The sequence below is a fragment of the Marinobacter sp. V032 genome (assembly GCF_052645435.1).
Map to the genome: position 1 here is coordinate 120,246 of NZ_JBQXYE010000002.1, position 24,851 is coordinate 145,096.

17 protein-coding genes are annotated in these 24,851 nt (G+C 55.2%); 9 read left to right on the forward strand and 8 right to left on the reverse strand.

Annotated features, from left to right (window positions below; genetic code table 11):
- The first annotated feature begins 50 nt into the window (after positions 1 to 50).
- The 3 genes from malE (at position 51) to malG (ending at position 3,800) form a co-directional block, all read left to right on the forward strand.
- The gene (gene malE, locus ACUN9X_RS12135) at positions 51 to 1,244 is read left to right on the forward strand and encodes a maltose/maltodextrin ABC transporter substrate-binding protein MalE (RefSeq protein ID WP_445473279.1); all 1,194 of its coding nucleotides are present in this window, start codon (positions 51 to 53) and stop codon (positions 1,242 to 1,244) included.
- A 159-nt stretch (positions 1,245 to 1,403) separates the two neighbouring features.
- On the forward strand, positions 1,404 to 2,900 hold the full coding sequence (gene malF, locus ACUN9X_RS12140) for a maltose ABC transporter permease MalF (RefSeq protein ID WP_445473280.1): 1,497 nt from the start codon (positions 1,404 to 1,406) through the stop codon (positions 2,898 to 2,900).
- Between the two features lie 9 nt (positions 2,901 to 2,909).
- Positions 2,910 to 3,800, forward strand: a complete 891-nt coding sequence (gene malG, locus ACUN9X_RS12145) for a maltose ABC transporter permease MalG (RefSeq protein ID WP_260037855.1) — start codon at positions 2,910 to 2,912, stop codon at positions 3,798 to 3,800.
- A 74-nt stretch (positions 3,801 to 3,874) separates the two neighbouring features.
- On the opposite strand, the gene ACUN9X_RS12150 is transcribed toward malG, so the two are convergent.
- The 5 genes from ACUN9X_RS12150 to malT form a co-directional block, all read right to left on the reverse strand.
- Positions 3,875 to 5,566 carry an AMP-binding protein gene (locus ACUN9X_RS12150; protein WP_445473281.1) on the reverse strand — a complete coding sequence of 564 codons (1,692 nt, stop codon included), beginning with the start codon at positions 5,564 to 5,566 and terminating at the stop codon, positions 3,875 to 3,877.
- A gap of 124 nt (positions 5,567 to 5,690) precedes the next feature.
- Entirely contained in the window at positions 5,691 to 6,269 is a 579-nt protein-coding gene (locus tag ACUN9X_RS12155) for a peroxidase-related enzyme (RefSeq protein WP_445473282.1), read from the reverse strand.
- A 339-nt stretch (positions 6,270 to 6,608) separates the two neighbouring features.
- Complete coding sequence (gene malK / locus ACUN9X_RS12160; RefSeq protein WP_445473283.1) at positions 6,609 to 7,724, reverse strand: maltose/maltodextrin ABC transporter ATP-binding protein MalK; 1,116 nt, start codon at positions 7,722 to 7,724, stop codon at positions 6,609 to 6,611.
- Between the two features lie 72 nt (positions 7,725 to 7,796).
- Positions 7,797 to 9,413, reverse strand: a complete 1,617-nt coding sequence (locus ACUN9X_RS12165; protein WP_445473284.1) for an alpha-glucosidase family protein — start codon at positions 9,411 to 9,413, stop codon at positions 7,797 to 7,799.
- 165 nt (positions 9,414 to 9,578) lie between these two features.
- Positions 9,579 to 12,335 (reverse strand): HTH-type transcriptional regulator MalT, encoded by a 2,757-nt coding sequence (gene malT, locus ACUN9X_RS12170; RefSeq protein WP_445473285.1) that lies wholly within the window; start codon positions 12,333 to 12,335, stop codon positions 9,579 to 9,581.
- A 233-nt stretch (positions 12,336 to 12,568) separates the two neighbouring features.
- Between malT and aceE the strand changes: the two genes are divergently transcribed.
- From aceE to ACUN9X_RS12200, 6 genes are all read left to right on the forward strand, one after another.
- Positions 12,569 to 15,229, forward strand: a complete 2,661-nt coding sequence (gene aceE, locus ACUN9X_RS12175; protein ID WP_260037849.1) for a pyruvate dehydrogenase (acetyl-transferring), homodimeric type — start codon at positions 12,569 to 12,571, stop codon at positions 15,227 to 15,229.
- A 22-nt stretch (positions 15,230 to 15,251) separates the two neighbouring features.
- Positions 15,252 to 16,877 carry a dihydrolipoyllysine-residue acetyltransferase gene (gene aceF / locus ACUN9X_RS12180; RefSeq protein WP_445473286.1) on the forward strand — a complete coding sequence of 542 codons (1,626 nt, stop codon included), beginning with the start codon at positions 15,252 to 15,254 and terminating at the stop codon, positions 16,875 to 16,877.
- 423 nt (positions 16,878 to 17,300) lie between these two features.
- A complete protein-coding gene (locus ACUN9X_RS12185) occupies positions 17,301 to 18,101 on the forward strand; it encodes a C39 family peptidase (RefSeq protein ID WP_260037846.1) in 801 nt (266 codons plus the stop codon).
- Between the two features lie 74 nt (positions 18,102 to 18,175).
- The gene (locus tag ACUN9X_RS12190; protein ID WP_260037844.1) at positions 18,176 to 19,186 is read left to right on the forward strand and encodes a transporter; all 1,011 of its coding nucleotides are present in this window, start codon (positions 18,176 to 18,178) and stop codon (positions 19,184 to 19,186) included.
- 39 nt (positions 19,187 to 19,225) lie between these two features.
- Complete coding sequence (locus ACUN9X_RS12195) at positions 19,226 to 20,851, forward strand: OmpP1/FadL family transporter (RefSeq protein ID WP_260037842.1); 1,626 nt, start codon at positions 19,226 to 19,228, stop codon at positions 20,849 to 20,851.
- Positions 20,852 to 20,901: 50 nt separating this feature from the next.
- Positions 20,902 to 22,209 (forward strand): MalM family protein, encoded by a 1,308-nt coding sequence (locus ACUN9X_RS12200; RefSeq protein WP_445473287.1) that lies wholly within the window; start codon positions 20,902 to 20,904, stop codon positions 22,207 to 22,209.
- 70 nt (positions 22,210 to 22,279) lie between these two features.
- Here ACUN9X_RS12200 and ACUN9X_RS12205 read toward each other — a convergent pair whose 3' ends face one another.
- From ACUN9X_RS12205 to ACUN9X_RS12215, 3 genes are all read right to left on the reverse strand, one after another.
- On the reverse strand, positions 22,280 to 23,329 hold the full coding sequence (locus tag ACUN9X_RS12205) for a polysaccharide deacetylase family protein (protein ID WP_445473288.1): 1,050 nt from the start codon (positions 23,327 to 23,329) through the stop codon (positions 22,280 to 22,282).
- Between the two features lie 8 nt (positions 23,330 to 23,337).
- On the reverse strand, positions 23,338 to 24,015 hold the full coding sequence (locus ACUN9X_RS12210) for a DNA-J related domain-containing protein (RefSeq protein ID WP_445473289.1): 678 nt from the start codon (positions 24,013 to 24,015) through the stop codon (positions 23,338 to 23,340).
- 70 nt (positions 24,016 to 24,085) lie between these two features.
- Positions 24,086 to 24,709 carry a TetR/AcrR family transcriptional regulator gene (locus ACUN9X_RS12215; RefSeq protein WP_260037837.1) on the reverse strand — a complete coding sequence of 208 codons (624 nt, stop codon included), beginning with the start codon at positions 24,707 to 24,709 and terminating at the stop codon, positions 24,086 to 24,088.
- Positions 24,710 to 24,851 lie beyond the last annotated feature (142 nt).

Here is a 24,851-nt window from a genome sequence, read left to right on the forward strand (position 1 = left end):
TGCCGGCACCGGCCAACAAGAATAAGTCAAGGAAAGAGAGGTACTGAACCATGAACCGCCGGAAATTTATCCGCAGCACACTCGCCGTATCCATCCTGGCGACACTCGGTGCGGTCTCGCCCGCGCAGGCTGACATTCAGGAAGGTAAGCTTGTTGTCTGGATCAATGGTGACAAGGGGTATAACGGTCTTCAGGAAGTAGGTGACTGGTTCGCTGAAGAAACCGGTATTACCGTTGAAGTGGCACATCCTGATAGTGCGACTGACAAATTTCAGCAATCTGCCGCAACCGGTAACGGGCCCGACATCTTTATCTGGGCACACGACCGTCTGGGCGAGTGGGCTCAAAGTGGCCTGATTGCCGAGCTCAATCCTTCCCAGTCAGTGAAAGATGCCAATTACGATTTTACCTGGGATGCCGTAACAGTTGACGGCAAGGTATACGGTTACCCCATGGCCGTTGAATCCATTGGCCTGATCTATAACAAGGATCTGGTATCCGAACCACCCAAGACCTTCGAGGAAATCCCGGCGCTGGACAAAAAGCTGGCCGAGCAGGGCAAGAAGGCCATCCTGTGGGACTATAACAACACCTATTTCACCTGGCCGATGATGGCGGCCAACGGTGGTTACATCTTTGCCAAATCCGGCAACAGTTACGATGTTAAAGACACCGGGGTTAATTCTGATGGCGCCATCAAGGGTGCCACGGTGCTTGAAAGCCTGATCGAACAGGGCGTCATGCCTCGCGGAGCGGATTACGGCGCTATGGATTCGCGCTTTAACAAGGGCGAGCTGGCGATGATGATCAGTGGCCCCTGGGCCTGGGGTAATCTCAAGAAGAGCGGCATCAACTTTGGTGTCACGACGTTGCCAACAATCAACGGCAGTGAGCCCAAGCCGATGGTCGGTGTGATGGCCGCGACGCTCAATACAGCCAGCCCGAACCGGGCGCTGGCTGTCGAGTTTCTTGAGAACTACGCGCTTTCGGTTAAAGGGCTGAAGATGGTGAACGACGACGTACCACTGGGCGCCGTTGCCAACAAGGAGCTGATGGACGAGCTGTCTGCAGATCCGAACATCAACGCGACCTTCAAGAACGCCGAAATGGGCGAGCCCATGCCCAGCGTGCCTGCGATGGGAGCTTTCTGGTCTTCCATGGCGCCGGCTCTGCAAAATATTACATCCGGGCGCCAGTCAGTAGAAGAAGCGCTGAATGCCGCTGCGAAGCGCATCACCCGATAATGCCTTGAGAACCCGGCGGCTTCCGTCAGGAGGGGCGTCGGGTTCCGTGTGATCGCACTCCATAGCGGTTGCAAGGTATTTGCAGGGCTTACTGTGGCAGGGCTTACTACAATGCTGACTGATACGCTGACTTACCCTCGAGCCGAAAACAGAGCATTCATGACTCGATCAATTCTGAAATGGAGTGCGCTGGCGATTACCGTCAGCATGGCGCTCTATCTGATATTTGCGCTCTATGCGCAACAGGCATTTGTTTTTGCGATGCTGTTTCTGGTGCTTACGGCATCGGCCGTATTCGTTTTTGTGAACAAGCGGATGTACGCCCACCGTTACATTTTTCCTGCGATCGCAGGCATGACGCTGTTCGTGATTTTTCCGCTGATGTATACCGTGGGCATCGGTTTTACCAACTATAGCGCCAGCAACCTGCTGAGCTTCGAGCGGGTGCAGAATAACCTGATGGGGCGCACCTTCCAGTCTGAATCCGTCCGCTATGGCTACAGCCTTTACGATACAGACAAGGGCTATGTTATTTACCTGGAAGGCAAGCACCAGAACCTGATGTCGCCACCGTTCAGTCTGGAAGGCGACGAGATTCAACCGGTACCGGTTCTGCCGGCTCAGCAGACGCCGTCCGGCGAGCCCCTGCAGATTCGTGACATCATCAAACACCGTTCGGCGCTCAACGAGTTGAAACTGTCTACCGAAGACGGACGCGAACTCAGCATGGCGAGCCTGAGGGACTTCGCAGCGATACAGTCGCTTTATGCTGTTAGCGAAAATGACACATTAACCAACAACCGGACCGGCGTTACTTATTTCCCTAATCATGATGAGGGGTTTTACGAAAGCGCGGACGGTGACAGGCTGGTGCCTGGCTGGACGGTCTCTGCCGGTTGGGATAATTACACCAAAGTGATCACGGACCCGACGATCAGCGGGCCGTTTCTCCAGATTTTTATCTGGACGCTGGTATTCGCTGTCTGCACGGTGATCTTTACCCTGATTCTGGGGCTGCTGCTGGCCAATCTGTTGCAGTGGGACCAGATTCGCGGGAAAGGCTTCTATCGCACCATGCTGATTCTGCCGTATGCAGTGCCGGCCTTTATCTCGATACTGGTGTTCAAGGGGTTGTTTAACCAGAATTTTGGCGAGATCAATTTGGTGCTGGAGAACCTGTTTGGCATTCGGCCTGACTGGTTCAGCGATCCGGCACTGGCCCGGACCATGATTCTGATCGTCAATACCTGGCTGGGTTATCCATACATGATGCTGTTGTCGATGGGGCTACTGCAGTCGATTCCAAGGGACCTGTACGAAGCCTCGGCGATGGATGGTGCCGGGCCGATCAACAACCTGATGAACATTACCTTTCCGTTGATTATAAAGCCGTTGGCTCCGTTGCTGATTGCCAGCTTCGCATTCAACTTCAATAATTTCGTGTTGATTGCACTGCTGACAGGCGGCGCGCCGGATATTCTGGGCGCCAGTACACCGGCGGGTACAACAGACTTGCTGGTCAGTTACACCTACCGCATTGCGTTTCAGGATTCCGGTCAGAACTTTGGCCTGGCAGCGGCAATTGCGACGGTGATCTTCCTGGTGGTCGGGGCGCTGTCCCTGATCAATCTGAAACTGTCCAAAATCAAGGTATAGGAGGCGGCTATGGCAATGGTTCAACCACGATCCACGAAATACCGGGTGCTGGCCTCCCATATCGGGATGCTGTGTTTTATCGCACTGATCCTGTTTCCACTGCTGATGGTGATTTCGATTTCCTTCCGCAGCGGTAACTTTGCAACCGGCAGTTTGCTGCCGGAGGTGCCATCGCTTGAACACTGGTCGCTGGCATTGGGGATTCCCTATACCGACGACGCGGGCAATGTCACACAGCCGCCATTTCCGGTGCTGCTGTGGCTCTGGAACTCGATCAAGATTGCGGTGGTGTCGTCGATACTGATTCTCGCGCTGTCGACAACCAGTGCCTACGCTTTCGCGCGGATGCGGTTCGCCGGCAAGGGGTTTGTGCTCAAGTCGATGCTGATCTTCCAGATGTTTCCGCCGGTGCTGTCGCTGGTTGCGCTCTATGCGTTGTTTGACCAGATCGGCAATCATGTGAGCTGGCTCGGCCTCAATACCCATGGTGCGGTTATCGTGGCCTCGCTGGGGGGGATGGCGCTGCATATCTGGACCATCAAGGGCTACTTTGACTCGATCGACCGGTCGCTTGAAGAGGCGGCTATCGTTGACGGGGCCACAACCTGGCAGGCATTCCGCTATATTCTGCTGCCATTGTCTGTGCCAATTCTGATGGTGGTATTTATCCTCGCCTTCATTATGACGATCATGGAATACCCCATGGCGTCGATCCTGCTGGTGGATACAGACAAGCTGACGCTGGCGGTGGGTGCCCAGCAATACCTCTATGAGCAGAACTACCTCTGGGGCGACTTTGCTGCAGCTGCGGTGCTGTCAGGGCTGCCCATTACGCTGGTGTTCCTCTACTGCCAGAAGTGGATTGTCGGCGGCCTGACCGCAGGCGGTGTTAAAGGCTAGGGGAGAGCTGGAGGCCGGGGAATGGCCATTCGCTGACCATTCCCCGGCGGCATTTCTGTATGGCGGGGGTGACGTCAGTTCTTGCTTCGCCCCAATTCCTCAATGGATATCTCGCGCATTTTGTACTTCTGGATTTTGCCGGTGACCGTCATCGGGAAGTCATCGACAAATTTGAAGTTGCGCGGAATCTTGAAGTGGGCAATCTGGCCCTTGCAGAAAGCCTGCAGGTCTTCGCTGGTCACACTGCCGGCATCCGGGCGCAGCTTGACCCAGGCGATCAGTTCCTCGCCGTATTTATCATCGGGAATGCCCGTCACTTGCACATCCGATATCGCCGGGTGTGTGTACAGAAATTCCTCGATTTCCTTGGGGTAGATGTTCTCGCCGCCGCGAATCACCATGTCCTTTATGCGACCCACAATTTGCAGGTAGCCGTCTTCGTCCATCTGAGCCAGATCGCCGGTATGCATCCAGCCGCTCTCATCGATGGCTTCGCGGGTTTTCTCTTCGTTGTTCCAGTACTTCAGCATCACGCTGTAGCCACGGGTGCACAGCTCACCGATCTCGCCTCTGGGGAGAATGCGGCCAGTGGCGGCATCCACAATCTTTGACTCCAGGTGCGGCTGAGTGCGGCCTACGGTAGTGACCTGCTTGTCGAACGGATCATCTGAGCTGGTCTGGGTGGAAACCGGGCTGGTTTCTGTCATGCCATACGCGATCTGCACTTCTTTCATGTGCATGGTGCTGTTCACTTTCTTCATCACTTCCGCCGGGCAAATCGAGCCGGCCATGATGCCAGTGCGCAATGACGATAAATCGAACGATGCAAGGTCCGGATCTGCCAGTTCGGCAATAAACATGGTCGGCACACCGTAAAGCGCGGTCGCCTTTTCTTTGTGGACTGCCTCGAGCACAGCGCGCGGCTCAAAACCTTCGCCAGGATAAATCATTGCCGCACCATGCGTAATGCAGCCCAGATTGGCCATCACCATGCCAAAGCAGTGGTAGAGCGGCACCGGGATGACCAGGCGATCCTGTTCGGTGAAGTTCATGCTGGCGGCCACAAAGTAGCCGTTATTCAGAATGTTGTGGTGCGACAGGGTTGCACCCTTTGGGGCGCCGGTGGTGCCTGAGGTGAACTGGATATTGATAGGATCATCGAACTGCAGATCTGACTGCACCTTGTCGAGCTGCGCTTGAGAGACATCATCGGCCCGGGCCATGAAATCCTGCCACGACCACATCCCGTCATGGCGCTCTTCGGCCATATTGATCACGCCTTCAAGCTGTTTCACCCGTTCCGCTTTCAGTTGCCCGGGTGCACAGGTTTTCAGCTCCGGTGCCAGCTCGTAAAACATGGCGCGGTAGTTGGACGCCTTGAAGCTGTCCGCCGTTACTACAAAGCGGGTGCCGGCGAGGTTAAGCGCATACTCGAGTTCGTGAATGCCATAGGCGGGGTTGATGTTGACCAGAATGGCCCCCGCTTTGGCGGTTGCAAACTGGGTCACCGTCCATTCATACCGGTTAGGTGACCAGATGCCGACACGATCGCCCGGCTTAACGCCGATCGCGAGCAGGGCGCGGGCGCACTGATTCACTTTTTGCTGAAATTCACGATAGGTCCAGCGGATATTCTGGTGCAGTGCGATCAGTGCATCGTTGTCAGGGAAGCGCTCGGCAGTCCGGTCGAACATATCGCCGATTGTCATGCCGATAAGCGGCTTTTCCGAAGTGCCGCTGGTGTAGCTGGGCAGTGCTGTGCTCATAGTCGGGCTCCATTATTGTTGTTAAGCCGTGGGCTTGGAGTTGCTATTCATCCGGTTTGACCTGGTTCTGATCGATAGCCGATCGAGCGATGGTCGAGCTGCAATCGTGCCGGAATCGAAGATATCAGCGATCCTGGCTGTGATATTCGGGGTTGGGGCGCATATCGCTGGCAATCGCGACCCGGTTTGTCATGTTGTAGAAACCGACGATGTTGCTGATGTCCCAGATAGCGCTATCGTTGAAACCTGCCTGGCGTAACGCATCAGTATCAGCCCCGGAAATCGTTGCAGGGGAGCGCGTGAGGGCAGAGGCGAAATCCAGCATGGCGCGATGCCGGGCTGACAGTTCAGCGCTGCGGTAATTCATCACCAGATGCTCCCCCAGAACCGGGTCGCCACTGTATTTGCGAACGGCTGCGCCGTGGGCCACAAGACAGTAAAAGCACTTGTTCTCGGAAGACACCACGACGGCAATCATTTCTCGCTCGAGTTTATCGAGCTCGCTTTCACCCAACATCATTTGATTATAGATGCGGGTAAAGGCTTCAAGCTGTTCGAGGTTCTGACTGTAGGCCCTCAATACGTTGGGGATCATGCCCAGCTTGGTCTGGCAGATATCGAAGTAACGCCGGGTTTCTTCCGGGAGATCCGCGGGGTCCGGGATAGGTAAGTCCAGTGCGACGGGCCGTTCATTATCAGACATGATGTTACCTTCAGATTTACGTTTTAAGGCTTACCGGCCGGGATGATATCGCGCTTGTCGGGACCCGCATTTGCTCACCATGCCAGCCGAATTAACGTCAGAATTTGTTTACACTAGATAAAGTTTACGTAAACGTAAATTAGATCAAAGTGGAGCAGGATACAACCGCTTCCAAAGCTGTGCGTAAAAGAATAGCAGCCGCCGGGAATCAGCGATTGATGTGGCGCCCAGGCAGGGGGACTTTCCTTTCCTGACATAAAAAAGCCCGCCGGAGTGGGCGGGCAACGTGACACAACAAACACACGGGCATTCCAGGCAGGGCCTGAAAACTGGGGGCGTCTAAAGATCGACGCAGGGTTCTTTGTAGAGCCTCGGGCAGGCGTTGCCGTCTCCCCGGAAAAGGTGACACCGATTGGCGCGAATACCGAGTGTTACGGTATCGCCCTCTTGAACGGGATTGCCGCCATCAGTGCGCATGGTCAGAATGTCATCAACACCTTCGACGGTCATATGCACCAGGGTCTGGTAGCCCAGTCGTTCAACGACCGTGACCTCGCCGGCCATCGACAGTTCGCAATCTTCTTCAGTGCAGAAATTCTCGGGGCGAATGCCTAGCGTGAGCATGTCGCCTTCCGTCACATCGGTTCCGTTCACGGGCAAGGTGAGTTGCGTTGCCCCCGGCAGACTGACGGTCACCTCCTGACTGCTTACTTTGACCGCCTTGCACGCCACAAAGTTCATTTTCGGTGAGCCGATAAAGCCCGCAACAAACCGGGTTGCCGGGTAGTGGTAGAGTTCCAGTGGCTTGCCGACCTGCGCGATACTGCCGTGATCCAATGCCACGATAGTGTCTGCCATGGTCATGGCCTCAACCTGATCGTGGGTTACGTAGATCATCGTAGCGCCCAACCGCTTGTGCAGGCTGGATATCTCAATGCGCATTTGAACCCGCAATGAGGCATCGAGGTTGGAAAGCGGTTCGTCAAACAGGAAGACTTCCGGTTCCCTCACAATCGTTCTGCCGATCGCTACCCGCTGGCGTTGGCCACCGGACAGATCCTTGGGTTTGCGCTCCAGCAGGGGATCAAGTTGCAGCAGGTGTGCGGCGTCGTTCACGCGCCGATCGATTTCGCCTTTCTGGACCTTTGCCAGCTTGAGGCCGAACGCCATGTTTTCGGCCACGTTCATGTGGGGGTACAGGGCGTAAGACTGGAACACCATCCCCACCTCGCGTTCTTTGGGGGGCAGGTTGTTAACGCGCGACTCGCCGATATACAGATCGCCATCGGAGATATCCTCAAGCCCGGCAATCATGCGAAGCAAGGTCGATTTGCCGCAGCCTGACGGCCCGACGAAGACAACAAATTCACCGTCCTGAATATCGAGGTTAACGTTGCGAGTCACTTCAATGTCGCCGTAACGCTTGTAGACGTTTCTGAGGGTGACGCTTGCCATAATATGCCGTCTTTGTTGTTGGTAAATCGCACGCTCCGTGCGATGCCGGAGCGATGTTCCGATGCGTTTGCCTTACAGCTGGCCGATGGCGGCACCGAACGCCGGTAGCTCGAGCCTGTTGCCTTGCCAGTCACCGCCAAGGGAGGCCGGTGCATTGTCGATGCGCTGCGCAGTGGCTGGCAAGTCGAATGCAGCGGGTTGATCGCCCAGATTAATCCCGATCAATAACTGCTGACCATCGGTTTTTCGGCTGAAAAGCAGTGTGTTGTCCGGACTGTTGTGGAAGGTTATGTCGCCCTCCAGCAGAGCGGGTTGCTCACGCCGCCAGGCCATAAAAGTGCGATACGCGTGCAGCACTGACTCATCTTGCTGCTCCTGGATATCGACCGCCATGTTGTAGTGCTCGCTGTAAACCGGTAGCCAGGGGGTTCCCGACGAGAAACCTGCGTTTTGTTCTTCAGGATGCCAGACCATCGGCGTGCGGCAGCCGTCGCGTCCTTTATATTCCGGCCAGAAGCGAATGCCATAGGGATCAACCAGATCCCGATAATTCAGTTCGGCTTCTCCAAGCCCCAGCTCTTCGCCCTGGTAGATGCACACACTGCCTCGCAGGCTAAGCAGCAGCACCATGTAAAGTTTGATCTGTTCAGGCGAGCGGGTTGCCCATCGCGAGGCCACGCGGGCAACATCATGGTTGCCGACAGCCCAGCAGGGCCAGCCATCCTGGAGTTTGTTTTCAATGGTTTCGACTGTGTGACGAATGAATGCAGCGCTGTGCTGCTCAGTCAGCAGGTCGAACGAATAGGCCATATGCAGTTTGTCACCGTTGCTGGTGTAGTCCGCCATGGTTTGCAGCGAGTTGTCGTCGCCGATTTCGCCGACTGTCGTTGTGCCCGGGTATTCATCCAACAAGGAGCGCAGCTGTTTCAGAAAGGCCAGGTTCTCCGGGCGGGTTTTGTCGTAAATGTGTTGCTGGTAGCCGTAAGGGTTCTCTTTGCGAACACCAATTGACGCTTCTGCGACGGCCTCGCTGGGCGGGTTGTTTCTCAGCTCCGGGTCATGGAAGCAGAAATTGATTGCATCGAGGCGGAAGCCATCCACGCCCCGGTCCAGCCAGAACCGGATATCGGACAGTACCTGTGCCACGACATCCGGATTGTGGAAATTGATATCCGGCTGGCTGCTCAGGAAGTTGTGGAGGTAGTACTGCTTGCGCCGTGTGTCCCAGGTCCAGGCTGGTCCACCGAACACCGAAAGCCAGTTATTGGGTACCGACCCGTCTGGTTTGGCTTCTGCCCATACATACCAGTCTGCTTTGGGGTTGTCCCGGCCGCTGCGGCTTTCAACGAACCAGGCATGCTGGTCTGATGAATGGCTCAGCACCTGATCGATCATGATCTTCAGGCCCAGGTCATGGGCCTTGGTAATCAGTGCATCCAGATCGTCAATGTTGCCGAAGATCGGATCGACACCGCGGTAATCCGCAACGTCATAACCGAAATCTTTCATCGGTGACGTGAAAAAGGGGGACAGCCAGATAGCATCTACATTCAGGCTGGCAATGTAATCAAGCTTGGCCGTAACGCCGGGCAAGTCGCCGATGCCGTCGCCGTTGGAATCATAAAAGCTTCGGGGATAAACCTGATATATGACGGCGCCGCGCCACCAGTCCGGATCTTTCTGCTGCATGCTGCCTCACTCAGATCGTGTTGTTGTCATTAGTTGTTGATAGCTATCGATGATCTGATGGTGCGACACGGCATCTGTTCGTGCATCCTCCCGGGCTTATTTTTGCTGGCGTAGCCCGGGGGATGAGAGGGGGAGGAGGCAATCTGCTGCGCTCTGATCTGGCGGTTATTCCCCCTGGATTTTGCTGAGCAGATCACGCGCGAGGGCAATGGCCTCTGACCGATGCGCAATGTTTTGCTTCTGATAGAGGCTGCGAATATGGGTTTTGACAGTAGTGGCGGCAACCTTGAGGTGCTCTGCTATCTGGTCATTCGACAGGCCGGCGTGAATCAGGCTCAGAATCTGCCACTCCCGACGGGTGAGAGGTGACGTGCGGATTAGCTCGGGCACATCGGGCCGGTCAATAATGTCCTGAATAATTGCCTCATCAAGCGAGATGCGAATGGCCCGGCTGAAATCGCGTTGCTGCTGAGCGAGCTGAATCAGACGTTCGGCCCTCTGGAGTTCCATGCCATCCAGTGCGTGATCTGCAATCAGGCCTTTGAGAATCACAATCAGCACCTTGCCCAGACGCAGGAAGCTGCCGACGGCACCGGTTGTGCTGGCCAATTGTAGCGCCTGATGCATGTGGTGCAGCGCCCGTTCCCGGTCATCTTTTAGCCAGTGAAGCTGCGCCAGGGCGATATGATTTCGGTTCAGATCGGTCTGCAGGCCGACGCGCTCGGCTACCGTTTGAAGGCCTTCCAGAATTGGCAGGGCCTTGTCGGGTTGCTCAAGGCTCAGGTAGGCGCGTGCCCAGTTGCGGGCATTGCACTGCAGGAAGTGATTGGTAGCGTTTTCGATGGTGTATTCCGGTGCAGCCGTCAACCAGCGCTGGATTGATTCCAGGTCTCTGACCGCATCCCAGAACGACAGCATGGTGGCATGGGAGTTGGCGACCCAGTCGATATGGTATTCACCGGACGCCAGCATTTTCTGAATCTTCTGAACGTAGTCCGCACAGAGTGTCTGTCGACCTCTTGCCTGGGCGACCTTGGCAAGCGACGTGTAGCTCTGCACGTACCAGCGCTCGCCCTGGGATTCGAGGATCTCGATGCCGACGAGCGCGCACCGTTCTGCATTCTCGAGATGATGCCACTCCCACATGATCTGGCTGCGCACCCGGTACAGAAACTCGAGAATCGGCATGTGGTTGAGGTGGTTTTCCTCGGCATACTGGAAGCCGCGTTCCTGAATGTTGTAGGCCTTTTGAAGCAGCCCCATCGCCATGCAGATTTCAGATTGCTGACACAGGGACCAGAGCACGTTCTGGTGTGCGCCGTGTGTCCGAGCCAGGTGTTCCGTGTCCTGCATTCGCGCCAACGCATCTGTCAGGTGACCCTGAACAAACAGCGCCTCGCCCATCACAGATGCCGCCGCGACCTTTGATGTGGGGAGGAACCTGGATTCCTGTTGAATGGCATCTTCGGCCAGCCCCATTGCCGTATCGACGTCACCATAGTTCATCGCTACCTGTGCCCGTAATGCGCTGAACTCACAGCGCAGGGCATTCAGATCCGCTTCGCCGAGCGTTTCTTTCAGGCGGGTTTCAGCGGCTGACAGCCACTGTTCCACTTCGTCGAATTTGTACTGACTTTGCGTCACCCAGGCTCTCAGCAAAGTAAGCAGCGGCTCGTCAGCGATAACGGCCGGATCCAGAGCATCCAGGCATTGTTGTAGCAGCGAAAACTGGCCCTCGGTGAAAAAGCTTCTGCCGGTTTCCATCAGGATCCGGATAATCCTGTCCGCATCACGCGCTTTGACCGCGTGGCGGGCGGCTTCTTCATGCTGACCCATTTCCCGCCACGCATCGGAGGCCTTCTGATGTATCAGCGTGACGTCTTCGCCAGCGGTGCAGGCCAGCAGGTGCCTGAGATAGGCGTTGAATAACGGGTGGTACCGGTACCAGAGTCCGCTGCTATCGAGTGGCATCACAAAAAGACCGCGCCCGATAAGCTGGTTGAGTAACGCCTGGCCGTCGTTATGGCCGGTTACCCTCATGGCGAGGAATGCATTGAAGCGATCAAGAATACTGGTGCGCAGAAGGAACGACAGTTCCTCGGAGGATATGCCGCGCCCGAGCAGTTCTTCAAAGTAGTCAAAAATGTACTGGTTGCCATGCTCGAACTGTGCAACCAGATCATTGAAATCCACGCTGGTGGGAGCGCTTGCGGCGAGTAACTGCAGGGCAGACACCCAGCCTTCAACACGACGAACGGCGCGTTCGATACTTTCCCGGGATATTTCGTAGGGAAGGCGGGCATCGAAATAGGTCTGGGCCTCGTCAGCACCAAAGCCCAATTCCCGTGGTCCAATTTCTATCATCCGCCCCTGCATGCGCAGCTGCGCGACACCAATTGGCGGCAATGTGCGAGACAGCAAAACCAATGTGAGGTAGGCCGGCTGATGGCGCAGTAAAAAGCGAATGCCGTCATGAATGGCCGGGTCAGCTATCAGATGATAGTCATCCAGCACCAGATACAGGGGTGGCGCGTCCAGCGGCAATTCAGCCACAAGATGCGTCAGGAACGTCTGTAAATCAGGGAAGCCTTCGGACGATAGTCGCTTGAGCGTATCGGGGCAGGCGCCGGGACGATGGGTCTCCAGTGCGTATGCCATATAGGCCGCAAACTGAGATGGATTGTCATCAGGTCTGTCGAGCCGATACCAGACGGTGTCAGCCTCAAGCGCGGCAAGGCGATCAGCGATGGTCGTTGTTTTACCAAAACCAGCCGGTGCCTGCACCAGTAGCAGGCTCACTGGATCGGTTTCGTGCAACAGGTCATTAAATTTTTCCCGCGCAACCAATGCGGTCGGGGCCTGTGGTGGCAAGGTCTTTGCGCCGATATAGGTGTGGCTGCCAGCGGTAATTGTTGTGGTCATTGTGTCTGCCAATACCTTGGTATGATGTAAATACTAGTAAAAAAATACTATTATTGTGTAGTAAAGTAGATGTTTGTTTATCAAATTACTACATAGGTACGACATGTCGAGCAAAGGCGATCATGTCTGATCCACTTATCCTGCCTGTTTATTTCTGCCAAATCTGTGTCCGATTTCGGATAGGCGATCCGGTAAGTGTCAGTTGATGTCTTTGTTCATGCCAGGAGAAATCAATGCTGCATGATGAAGATCCTATTGAAACGGGTGAATGGATCGAGTCGCTGGACTCGGTGCTGGATGAAGAGGGGCTGGAGCGTGCTGCTTTCCTGCTGGAAAGACTGGGAGAAAGAGCCAGTCGAGATGGCGTAAAGCTGCCCTACAGCGTTAATACGCCTTATCGCAATACTATTCCCACCCGTCGGGAAGTCAGGATGCCCGGGGATCTTTTCATGGAGCGCCGGATCCGGTCATTGATCCGCTGGAACGCTTTGGCGATGGTGATTCGTGCCAATAAGCGGCCCGGAGATCTCGGTGGGCATATCCATTCGTTCTCATCTATTGCGACATTGATGGATGTAGGGTTCAACTATTTCTTCCATGCCGGTGACGAGACGCGCGAAGGCGATCTGGTTTACATCCAGGGCCACTCGTCGCCCGGCATTTATGCCCGTTCGTTTCTGGAAGGTCGTCTGACCGAAGAGCAGCTGGATAATTTCCGCCGAGAAGTGGATGGCAATGGCCTGTCTTCCTATCCGCATCCGTGGCTGATGCCTGATTACTGGCAGTTTCCTACGGTTTCGATGGGCTTGGGGCCGATTCAGGCCATCTACCAGGCCCATGTGATGAAGTACCTCCAGGGGCGTGAACTCACCGAAAACAAGGATCGAAAAGTCTGGTGCTTTATTGGTGATGGCGAGTGTGACGAGCCGGAAACACTCGGCGCTATCGGCCTGGCTGGGCGGGAGAAACTGGATAACCTGATCTTCGTGGTCAACTGTAACCTGCAGCGCCTGGACGGCCCGGTGCGTGGGAACAGCAAGATTATTCAGGAACTGGAAGGTATCTTCCGCGGAGCCAACTGGAATGTTCTCAAGGTCGTTTGGGGACGCCTGTGGGATCCGTTGTTCGAGAAAGACACTGACGGGCGCATGCAGAAGGTTATGGATACCGCCGTCGATGGTGAAATGCAGAACTTCAAGTCCAACGGCGGCGGCTACGTGCGCAAGCACTTCTTCGGGCAGGATCCGGAGCTGCTGAAGCGTGTTGAGCAATTATCCGACGATGATATCTATGCTCTGAATCGTGGTGGTCACGATCCTTACAAGGTTTACGCTGCGTATCACGAGGCGGTCAACCACAAAGGCGGTCCTACTGTGATTCTGGCCCATACCATTAAGGGTTATGGTTTTGGTGAGCAGGGGCAGGCACAAAACACCGCGCACCAACAGAAGAAACTCAGCAGCGATACCATTCGGGCCTTCCGGGACCGTTTCGGTGTTCCGATTTCTGATGATGAAATCGAGGAGATGCCTTACTACAAGCCGGCTCCGGACTCGCCGGAAATGCTCTACATGCAGAAAATGCGGAGCAAGCTTGGCGGCTCTTTGCCTCGTCGTCTGAAAGACAGTCAGCCGCTCACCATTCCACCGCTTTCCACCTTCAAAGCTCAGCTGGAATCCAGTGGCGATCGCGAGTTGTCGACGACCATGGCGTTTGTTCGCATGCTCGGGACCCTGATCAAAGACAAGCAGATCGGCTCCCGCGTTGTGCCTATTGTTCCGGATGAGGCGCGAACCTTCGGTATGGACGGCATGTTCCGTCAATTGGGTATTTATACCGCTGAAGGCCAGAAGTACACGCCAAACGATCGTGCACAGATTATGTATTACAAGGAAGATCGCAAGGGGCAGATCCTTCAGGAAGGTATCAACGAAGCCGGCGCCATGTCGGCCTGGATTGCTGCTGCGACGTCATACAGTACCAATGATTACCCTCTGATTCCGTTCTACGCCTTCTACTCGATGTTTGGATTCCAGCGCGTGGGTGATCTGTGCTGGGCGGCAGGGGATATGCGTGCCCGAGGCTTTTTGCTGGGCGGCACAGCCGGGCGCACAACGCTAAACGGCGAGGGTCTGCAGCATCAGGACGGACACAGTCACGTCTTGTCGTCCACAGTGCCCAACTGCGTGTCTTACGATCCCACCTTCGCCTATGAAGTCGCGACAATTGTGCGTCACGGCCTGCAGCGGATGTACGGCGACAACGAGAACGTCTACTTCTATATCACCCTGATGAACGAGAATTACGCCCACCCGGCGATGCCTGAGGGTGTCGAGGACGGCATTGTTCGCGGTATCTATAAGCTTGAGTCCCAACCTGCAAAGCAGAAGAAATCGGCATTGGCTGTTCGCCTTCTGGGTAGCGGCACCATTCTCAATGAAGTGCGGGAAGCAGCGACGATTCTTGCGGAGCAGTACAACGTGGCGTCCGATGTCTTCAGCGTCACCAGCTTTACCGAGCTGGCGCGGGATGGTCAGCATGTTGAGCGCTGGAATCGTCTGCATCCCGCTTCCCGGCCGCGTAGTGCGTTTGTTCAGGAAACCCTGGGTGAGACGGATTCGCCTGTTATTGCCTCCACGGACTACATGCGTCTGTTTGCCGAGCAGGTGCGCGCGTGGATACCGGGGGACTATACGGTGCTCGGAACTGATGGCTTCGGTCGCAGTGATACCCGGGAGAAGCTGCGTCGCCATTTTGAGGTGGATCGCCATCACGTTGTGGTAGGAGCGCTGGGTGCCTTGGCTCGCCAGGGCAAGATCAAGGCCGAAGTCGTGGAAGATGCGATTCGGGCATTCGAAATTGATGCCGACAAGCCGGATCCGGCGCTGAGCTGAAACCAGGAGGAGACACCCGATTATGCAGACTGAAGATATTCGTGTTCCCGATCTTGGCGGCTCCGAGTCGGTTGAGGTCATCGAGATCAGCGTCAAGGTGGGTGATACCGTCGCTGAAGAAGATCCGATTCTTGTACTGGAATCAGACAAGGCTTCTGTTGAACTGCCGTCGCCGCTGGCCGGCAAGATTGCGTCCCTGAGCATCAGCGTCGGCGACCGCGTGAGCGAAGGCGATGTGATTGGCCAGCTGGAAATTGAGGGTGAAGACGACAGCGAGCAGGACACACCTGCATCCGAACCTGAAGCCGAATCTGAGTCTGATGAAAGCGCCAAAGAGACATCATCTGAACCTGAGTCCGGCTCTGCCAGCATTGACGACATCCGCGTACCGGATCTTGGCGGCGCTGATTCCGTAGAGGTGATCGAAATAGCGGTCGCAGAGGGCGATCAGGTTGGCGAGGAAGATCCGATTCTCGTGGTCGAATCGGACAAGGCGTCAGTCGAACTGCCGGCTCCCAGTGGTGGCACCATTAAATCGATCACCGTAAAAGTGGGCGACCGGATCAGCGAAGGTGACGTGGTCGGTCAGATCGAAGTGGCAGGGGGCAGCGCCGGGCCAAAGTCGGAAACGGTTGCTCAAGAGACCTCTTCGACGGAAAAAGAAAAGCATACTGAGTCAGCGCCTAAAGCGAGGCAGGAAAGCACACCAACACCGCAGGCAGAAGCCTCGCCGGCTTCCGGAAAACGTGTTCACGCAGGCCCTGCGGTTCGACGCCTCGCTCGTGAGCTGGGTGCCGATCTTGGGCGAGTGCAGGGCAGCGGCCCCAAAAAGCGCATCCTCAAGGAAGATGTTCAGGCTTATATCAAGCAGGCTCTGGCGACGTCGCAGGAAGGTGGCTCGACGGCGGGTGCCGGTCTTCCCGGTGTGAAGCTGCCAGACTTCAGCCAGTTTGGTGAGGTTGAGCGACAGGCCATGAGTCGCCTGATGAAGCTGACGGCAGACAGCATGCAGCGTAGTTGGCTCAATGTGCCTCACGTAACCCAGTTTGAACAGGCTGATATCACCGAGATGGAAGCCTTCCGAAAGTCGATGAAATCGCAGGGCGAGACGAGAGGTGTGAAGCTTACGCCCATGGCGTTCTTGCTGAAGGTCTGCGCCAAGGCGCTGGCCGCTCATCCCGGCTTCAATGTGTCACTGGACATGGAGAAAAAGGAAGTCGTTCAAAAACGTTTCATCCATATCGGTATAGCGGTGGACACCCCTGACGGACTGGTTGTGCCGGTCATTCGCGATGTTGACAAGAAAGGGTTGTGGGAGCTTGCCGAAGAAGCGCAGGACCTGGCCAGGAGGGCGCGTGACAAGAAGCTGGGCCCGCGGGACATGCAGGGTGCATGCTTTACGATCACCAGTCTTGGTGGTATCGGCGGTACGGCATTTACACCCATCGTGAATACGCCTGAAGTGGCTATCCTGGGAGTGTCCAAAGCGTCGATGGCACCGGTCTGGGATGGGAACGCATTTCAGCCACGTCTGATGCTGCCGCTGTCGTTGTCCTATGATCATCGTGCGGTCAATGGTGCTGATGCGGCGCGATTTACCAATACATTGAAGGCTGCACTGGAGGACCTGCGCCAGCTTCTTCTGTAGGGAAAGATCCAGGGCATTCCCTGAAACAATCTCCGAATGAGCGGTCACCGGTGTTGGCGATATGATGCTGACGCCGGAACCGCGCTTATCAATTGCTGAACAATTGATGACCTGAACTGCGTGTTGTTCGGGGCATCTTGGCCTCCTGTTGCCGCTACCTTCCTGACAGCTCCCCACTTGCCGCGCGCTCTGAACATTGTGTGAATGACGTGAACTGGCTCCCAAAACAGCATTCTCAGGCCTTTTTTGCCCGAATAGAATTGAGGCACAGTTATCTTTCAGCGCTTTACCATTCCGGTATCTTACCGTAACAGGATGTAACGGCGACTGGGCCCAAAATAATCATAATCCAGACCGCCGGCTGCGCTACGAATCTGACCGTGCGCCATCGTATTATTCCAATAACAAGGAAGCTTTTTTGCCATGATTTTGGTGCTGGCGGGGTCCCTTTTGACATTTGCAATCGTGCAGGAGGCTACAGTTGTTGAGCCTTTTGAACGAGGCGCTGTGGTCATTGAGCAGGACTACGACAAGACTCCCCAGAAGCTCCGCAACGATGTCCGAATTGCGCCGCTTGTTGAGCAGCGCTATCGCAATGTGGTGCGTCAGGCATACGACTACAGTTGCGGTGCAGCGGCACTGACCACGGTTCTCCGATATTACCTCGGCCGCAACTTGCAGGAACGCCAGGTTATGGAAGGCCTGCTGCACTACGGTCAGAGCGAACGCATCATTGAACGCCGCGCATTTTCGATGCTGGACATGAAGCGCCTGGTAACGGCTCTCGGTTATCCGTCAGGGGGCTTCAGGGCCACCATGGCAGACCTCAAGGAACTCGACCATCCGGCGATTGTGCCCATCAAACACGCGGGCTTTAAGCACTTTGTTGTGGTGCGTGCGATTCAGCACGATCGCATCTTCATCGCTGATCCTTCCGTCGGCAATATCTCATTCACGCTGGCCCAGTTCGAAGAGAAGTGGGACGACAACGTCCTGTTTATTGTGTTCCCGGGCGGTGAAAAGCCGCTGGATGCTCTGGAGCTCAAAGAAGAGGATCTCCGGTTTATTGATGATCAGACCATGACGCAACTGGCGCTGGATCACATACCCGAATACTACGAAGCAATTGATCGTCGCATTAATAATTTGCTGGAACGACAGAAAAATAATCCTGACGGCACGGTAGAGAACACCCGTAAAGAACTCTATTACCGTCGCAACTGACCACGATTGTCATGCGGCGCCTTGTTAGCAGGCACGGCGTCAGGGAAACAAATACCAATAAAAAGGGAGCCAGGATGAATCGTTGGGTTGTGCGAGGTTTACTCATCTGTTCCGTGGCGGGCCAGCCGGCAATGGTGTGGGCTCAGGAAGACGACAGTGTGGACAAGGCCCGTGAGGCGCTTGCCAAACAGGCTGATGACGAAGATTCGGCCAAGCAGCTCGAAGAAGTATTCCAGTCTGCAGAGCAGAATTATTCGCTGCAGAAAAAGGGCAGCCATGCGCTGACCTACTCCTTCGATTATGCCTACACCGGAGACCAGCGGCTTGATCTGAATATCGAGAACGGCTCGGTTCGGAATCTGGATATCGTACCGTCAGCCACACACAGCTTCACCAATGCGTTTTCCTATGACTACGGTCTGCTGGACAACCTGACGATTGGTACCCGGGTGCCGCTGGTGGTCAAGTACGACACCGAAGACGAGCTCAACATCTATGATCTGGGTGACGTTTCCCTGACTGCACGCTGGCAGCCAAATCCCTACGTGCCGGGCAAGATGTCGACCACTCTGTTTACGTCACTGACGACCAAAACCGGTGTCAGCCCCTACGAAATCGACATTCGCCGCCAACTTTCCACCGGTAGTGGTTATTACACCATCGCCGGCGGCGCGAGTCTGTCAAAGGTGCTTGATCCAGTGGTGTTGTTTGGCTCCGCGAGCGCAAGCTACAACACACCACAGGACAATCTCAACCAGGTCAGGGGCGCACGCCTGCTGACTGAAGTCGAACCGGGTTTTGGTCTGTCAGGATCGATGGGCTTTGCCTACTCATTGTCTTATGACATCTCCCTGAGCGCCTCCGCGCAAATCAGCTACAGCGATGAAACCACATTGACGTTCAGTACCGGCGAACAGGCGGTTGCCCAGGACCAGATGACCGGTTTCCTGAGCTTCTCTCTGGGTACTCGTGTCAGCGATACGACCATTATCAACACCAGTTTGGGTATAGGCCTGACTGAAGACGCTCCGGATTTTTCTCTGGGCCTTTCACTCCCGATCAACATTTCGGGTCTGAAGGAATAATTGGCGCTTCGGACGTTTTATCGGTTAGGGACGAATGTCATGCAATTGAACTGCTGCAAATCACGACTTATCGGGGCCATTGCAGCCAGCGCAATGTCGTGCGGTGTTCACGCACAGTTGGCGCAGAATCTGACGATCCACCCGAAAGCATTGGCTTTGGGTAACGCGGTGACCGCGGATACCCCGGGTATTATGGCGATTCACTACAACCCTGCCGGCCTGACCAAACTGGATGGTCGCCAGCTTGAAGTGAACCTGATGAGCATCTATCTGGATGTTGATGCTGATTTTACCGCACCGCCTGGATACAACATTTTTGGTATTGATGGACTTGAAACAGATCCTGTCACCGGCGAACAGCGGGATCCTGTTGCCAACAGCCACAGTCATACCAACACCGTTGCGCTATATGTTCCCGGGCGCGGCATCACTAAGCTACCACCAGGCCCCGCATTTGCGCCGTCTGCAGGTATCAGTCTCCAGAAACCGGGATCCAAGCTGACGTTTGCCAACGCCTTTTTTATACCGATGGCGGCCGGCTTTTACCGGGATTATGACGATCCGGGCAAATACCAGCCAAAAGCCACGGCATTGCAGCGTACGACCTATCTGTCACCAACGGTGGCCTACGAAATCAATGACGAGTGGTCAGTTGGTGCCGGTATTCATATTTCCCATATGGCGGTAGCGGCAGACCAGTATATGCGCGCGCCGAACATGCTGCTTGGCGTGGCAGAAGTGCTGCAGGATGCCTTTAACTGTCAGTCCGGTGATGAGCCTCTGGCACCTTGGCTGGCTTTGTGTGGCGGTAATGTGGGCCCTTGGGATGACATCGGCGCGCTGAGTATTGACGTTGAGGAGTCGATTTCGCCTACCTACTCGCTTGGTGTGACCTGGGAGCCCACCGAGTGGTTCAGGTGGGGGGCGAGCTATACCTCGGAAGCTGACATGAACATGAAAGGTCAGTTTTCGATCGAGTATACCGAAGACTGGTCTGGTTTCTGGCAGAGCGTTAACAGCTCGATTCTGGGCGCGATCGGCTCCGCAATCCTAAGTCTGCCGTCCGGCGCACCGCGGGAAGCTGGCAACGTCAGCCTTAACCTGACTTACCCCCAGCACTTTCAGACCGGTATCAGTATCGACGTACATCCCAAGTTGACTCTTAACGTTGATGTGGGCTGGACCGATTATTCCGAATGGGATGCTTTCAACTTCGTGTTTGACCGCAACCTTGAGTTCCTGAATGCCGCCCGTATTTTGTCACCAGACAACGCGACTTCGAACTCATTGAGTCTGCCTCTGGGGTTCAAGGATCAGTGGAACTGGGGGTTTGGCGCAGAGTTTCATGCGTCGTCACGGCTTGATCTCAGGGCAGGGGTGGAGATACGTGATTCGGTTATTCCGGATGATCAGCGACAGGTCATGGCGCCGTTTGGCGGGGCAAACCTGTACAGTGTCGGGATGGGCTATCGCTGGGATCGCGATACCGAAATTGATTTGAGCTTAAGCTATTTACATTCGGTTGAATCGATCCCTGCAGATACCAGTTGTAATCTGAACTGCACTGGTATCACCAATATCATTTACAATCCTTATGCCGGGCTTGATGTTAAAACGTCTTTGCGTGTTGTCATGGCTGGCCTGAGTTTTCGAACCAAATTTTGATAGTCGCCCGAATCCGGCGCAAGCAGGCTCCGGGTTCCAGCGGAGGCTGAATGGCTAATTCCAGACTCACGATCGGCCCGGCCGGGATTATGCTGGTGGCAGCGTTGATAGCCACGGCCGGACCGCTTCAAAGCGCTGACCGGTACTTTACTTGGGTGGATGAAAACGGTCACGTCCAGCACACGCTAATTCAGGAAGAAGACAATCCGGTGGAAGAGCGGGCCGAAGCCGTCCGCGAAGAGAAATCAGCCAGTTCAGCAACCGACGTCGACCAACCGCGATCATCAGCCAGTAAGCAGAAGGAAACGGCCTCCGAACCTGCTGGTGCCAATGAGCCAGCCGCTTCGGATGACGAGGCTTCGACCGCAAAAAATGGGCCTGCAGCTGCAGAATTCCCGAAGTCGGCCGGTGACCAGTTGGTGACAGAGCCTGTGCCCGAAGCCGGTGAACAGGCACCCATATCGGACGCGCCACTCCCGCAACAAGCCCAACCTGCTGCCGCTGCACCTGAAGCGCCCGCGAATCAGGCCGCTACGCCGGCCACTTCCGGAGCTGATGCCGCGCCGAGCGGCGTGCAGCGTCCAACCAACCCTGATTACAACCTCAAAAATTATCCCGATGGTGATGAGTTGGCCAAAAAGGGGTTTCTCAGAGAAGGAGACGCACTGCCGTATTACACCTGGCGCGATGCGCAAGGCAATGTCAGGGTCGATTACTATCGGCCTGAGCCCGGATTCGAGAAAAAGAAATCAGCTGCTGAACCACCTGAACTGAGCGAGGCGATGGTGCTCGATGGTTCGCGCGGTAAGGCCGATAACAAGATGAGCGCTGAAGCGATAGCGGTTCTGGAACTCGACCAGAGCGGCTCGTTGATGGATGAGTGGATGGCGAACTGTTGTGTCGGTTTGCCGGTAAAGGATCTTGTCGAATGGGACGATTCCAGGGAGTTTCAGGTAGACCTTGATGATATGGCGCCTGAATATCTGTTCTCTACTGGTGAGAGTGCCTACCGCCTCATGAAATTGCCCGCTTCTTCCGAGGCACCGGCATTCGTTGTGCGTATTCGCTCCTATGTCCAGTCTGGTGTCTTTGTGCCCACTTTGGTGTTTTTAGATAAAGGAATGGCTACAAGGCGGTTGGTGACCGAAGTTGCTTTTGATTACGAGCCGGAATCCTGGCATAGCCACGGTTATATTGAGGCGAGAGTGCCGGTTTTTCCTGCAGAGGGCGATCGCTGGCTACTGGTAATGAGCCGTGGTGCGGACCAGCGTGATCAGACTGTAGTCGAAACAGATACGGGCCCACTGGTTATTCCCCACAAACCGACCGGATTATTGGGCGTGTCGCAACTTCACTAGAAACCTGCCTGGCACATTTGAATGCCAGGCAGGGTGCTTGATGCGTCTGGAGTGGCGTGGGTTGGTGTGTTCAGTCCTCCGGCTTTGAAAGATCAATCCACTGCACTGACTGCCAGTAAAAACGCCCCTCACTAGCCGGATACGTGCAGTTATATCGGAATCGCCGGCTATCGAACGCCCGGTCCGCCGTCACCATGACGGCGCCTTCAGCTTCATCGCTTTTTACCACCAGCTGCCCCACGCCAGAACCGTAGCAGGATAGTGCTTTGGTGGGCATGTTGGCAGGCAGACTGAATCGGAGCTCCGGTGGGTTGTCCTTAACGATGCCATCCGGCAGCGAGGCTGCATCTACCGGCAATGCCTTGCTCATGAGCTTGTCTTTAAGTGATGACAACTGACCGAAACTGGTCGCCATGGGAAAACGGGGCAGCCGGGTTTTGGCGGATTGAGCCCCTATGGGGCCGGATTGCTGACCATACGCCAGCCATTGGCGATCTTCGATGAGCTTTTCAAGTTCGCTGTCATATTCGCCATAAGGGTAGGCAAATAACGTGGGCGTTACGCCCAGCTTCTCTTCAATACGCGCGGCAGATGCGTCAAGACTGTGCGATACCCGCTCGTGCCATTGCGCTTCAGCCTCATTGGGTTTGCGGGCCAGATGCCCATGATCCAGGCTGTGATTGCCGATCGTCACTTCCGGGTGGTTTGCCAACTCTTCAAGTTGTTCCCAGGTCATTGAGCCTCGGTCTTGATCATCGATCGCCTGGCTGTTTACGAAAATAGTGAACGGCAACCCTTTCTCAAGCAGCAGCGGAGCAGCAAATGTGTAGACCGAGCTGTAGGCATCGTCAAACGTGATCGCCACTTGCTGGCTCTCGTTCAAATCTCCGTCAAGTGCTTCTTTAGTGGCGGATTCAAGCGGTTTTACGTCGATATCGAGAGACTGAATCATGTCGATCTGGTTGCGAAAAAGCGACGGGGTGGTGCTGGTTGAGGCCGGTGTTTCATTGCTGACATGATGGTATTGCAGAACTGCCAGATCAGCAGATACTGCGCCACTGGCCAGCAGCAGGACGGCCGCAGCCGCGACGCTATTAAAACGACGTTGTTTCGAAATCACTAGTTCAATCACTCCTGTACAGCTGAACGGAAATGCTGACGCAAACATGCGAATGCCTGATTGAGAACCTGAACGTCCTGATTGCTGCCGCCCCGGTCCGGGTGCGCCCGCATGGCCTGCTTGCGATACGCTTTCTTAACTACTGAAAAATCATCTGGCACGGTATCAAAGCCGAGTGCTCTGGCAGCTTCAGCAATATCGCTTTCTCCGATGAACGGACGGCGAACCCCTTTCCAGAAATCGTCGACCATCCGGCGAACAGTCAGTCCGGACAAATCATACTGGGACAGATCAAGGTAAAAAAGCCGCAGTGCATCGAGAGCATCGGGAACGCCGCTGCCCGCTACCGTACTGGCGGGGCCAAGAGTGATGCGCAGAGGCGAGATGGTGAGTTGTTCGCCCTGAACAGACAGTTCATCCCTGAGTCGATACAGGCAATGAAATACCAGAAAGTGAACAGGATACAGTGAGGCCGGATCGGAAAAGTCCACGCTTTCGAGCAAAGCCCAGGGCGGTGATTGGAGCGTGCGGATAAGCTGCAGCTCGGAAAGCCCCTCGGGGAACTCCCTCAGAGTGGCTTCAATGGCCTCCGAAAGCAGCACAATCTGCCGTTCCAGCGCCTCCTCTGGCTTCAGCTCATTGTGCGATTCATGTCGGGCTGGATAGTCTTGTTGACGGTTGTTCATCACTCAAGCCTAAGCCAGCCATCAGCTCAGGGAAAGGGTAAACTTTCCGGGCGACGCTTTTGTCGCGCCCTTATGCATCAAACCGCGAAATACCGCGCAGAAAAAGCGAAGTGACGAAATCGGCTGCCTGTTCAGCCTCGGAGTCCCGGGTTTCGGGAGCGTGATGAACCCGGCGCGCCACCTGGAGGCTCATTTCGTAGGCAATGCCGAAAAAGGCTGCGCTAAGGTATTCATGGTTGACGTGTTGGAATAGCCCGCGTTTGGCAGCATTGCGAATATCGTCATCGAGGGAGGCCATGGCAAGCCCCAAAATGTCGGATCCAAATAATTCCCTGATGGCCTGATCATTCTTGTGGGCCAACTCGTAAATGAGAGGATCTTCCGCAGTCGCTTGAAACAATGCCAGGTAGGTCGAGCGAATAAAGTCGGTTTCGGTGCGTGCGGACTGGCGAAGTGTTTCAATATTGCGATTCAGCGTGGCGAGAAAGTCGTGCAGCAGGGCGGAGAAGATGTCACGTTTATCAGAGAAGTAATTGTAAAAGGTGCCGGCTGCGAGATCAGTGCGGCGGATAATATCGCGAATGGTGGTTCGTTCGTATCCGAGCTCGCGAAAGCAGGCTTTGGCAGCCTGTAATATCGCATGCCGATTATTGATTCGGTTTTGCTCACGTTTACCGAGTTTCAACGCTTCCATGTCGTATTCCCTGTCCGTGGGATTGATTTCAAAAGATTAATCAGTTGTTCATAGGCTCGTTGATTGGCCGTTTTCGGGCTATACGTGAAATCCGGAACAGGGGATTCCGACACTGACGCAGCCGGGGTGTATCCGTTATACT

What these genes read in the sequence shown, in the direction of transcription:
- ACUN9X_RS12185 (WP_260037846.1), top strand. Translation starts at nt 17,301, where the DNA reads ATGATTTTGGTGCTGGCGGGGTCCCTTTTGACATTTGCAATCGTGCAG.
- aceF (WP_445473286.1), top strand. Translation starts at nt 15,252, where the DNA reads ATGCAGACTGAAGATATTCGTGTTCCCGATCTTGGCGGCTCCGAGTCG.
- malK (WP_445473283.1), bottom strand. Translation starts at nt 7,724, where the DNA reads ATGGCAAGCGTCACCCTCAGAAACGTCTACAAGCGTTACGGCGACATT.
- ACUN9X_RS12200 (WP_445473287.1), top strand. Translation starts at nt 20,902, where the DNA reads ATGGCTAATTCCAGACTCACGATCGGCCCGGCCGGGATTATGCTGGTG.
- ACUN9X_RS12215 (WP_260037837.1), bottom strand. Translation starts at nt 24,709, where the DNA reads ATGGAAGCGTTGAAACTCGGTAAACGTGAGCAAAACCGAATCAATAAT.
- ACUN9X_RS12155 (WP_445473282.1), bottom strand. Translation starts at nt 6,269, where the DNA reads ATGTCTGATAATGAACGGCCCGTCGCACTGGACTTACCTATCCCGGAC.
- malT (WP_445473285.1), bottom strand. Translation starts at nt 12,335, where the DNA reads ATGACCACAACAATTACCGCTGGCAGCCACACCTATATCGGCGCAAAG.
- ACUN9X_RS12165 (WP_445473284.1), bottom strand. Translation starts at nt 9,413, where the DNA reads ATGCAGCAGAAAGATCCGGACTGGTGGCGCGGCGCCGTCATATATCAG.
- malF (WP_445473280.1), top strand. Translation starts at nt 1,404, where the DNA reads ATGACTCGATCAATTCTGAAATGGAGTGCGCTGGCGATTACCGTCAGC.
- malE (WP_445473279.1), top strand. Translation starts at nt 51, where the DNA reads ATGAACCGCCGGAAATTTATCCGCAGCACACTCGCCGTATCCATCCTG.
- malG (WP_260037855.1), top strand. Translation starts at nt 2,910, where the DNA reads ATGGCAATGGTTCAACCACGATCCACGAAATACCGGGTGCTGGCCTCC.
- aceE (WP_260037849.1), top strand. Translation starts at nt 12,569, where the DNA reads ATGCTGCATGATGAAGATCCTATTGAAACGGGTGAATGGATCGAGTCG.
- ACUN9X_RS12195 (WP_260037842.1), top strand. Translation starts at nt 19,226, where the DNA reads ATGCAATTGAACTGCTGCAAATCACGACTTATCGGGGCCATTGCAGCC.
- ACUN9X_RS12190 (WP_260037844.1), top strand. Translation starts at nt 18,176, where the DNA reads ATGAATCGTTGGGTTGTGCGAGGTTTACTCATCTGTTCCGTGGCGGGC.
- ACUN9X_RS12210 (WP_445473289.1), bottom strand. Translation starts at nt 24,015, where the DNA reads ATGAACAACCGTCAACAAGACTATCCAGCCCGACATGAATCGCACAAT.
- ACUN9X_RS12150 (WP_445473281.1), bottom strand. Translation starts at nt 5,566, where the DNA reads ATGAGCACAGCACTGCCCAGCTACACCAGCGGCACTTCGGAAAAGCCG.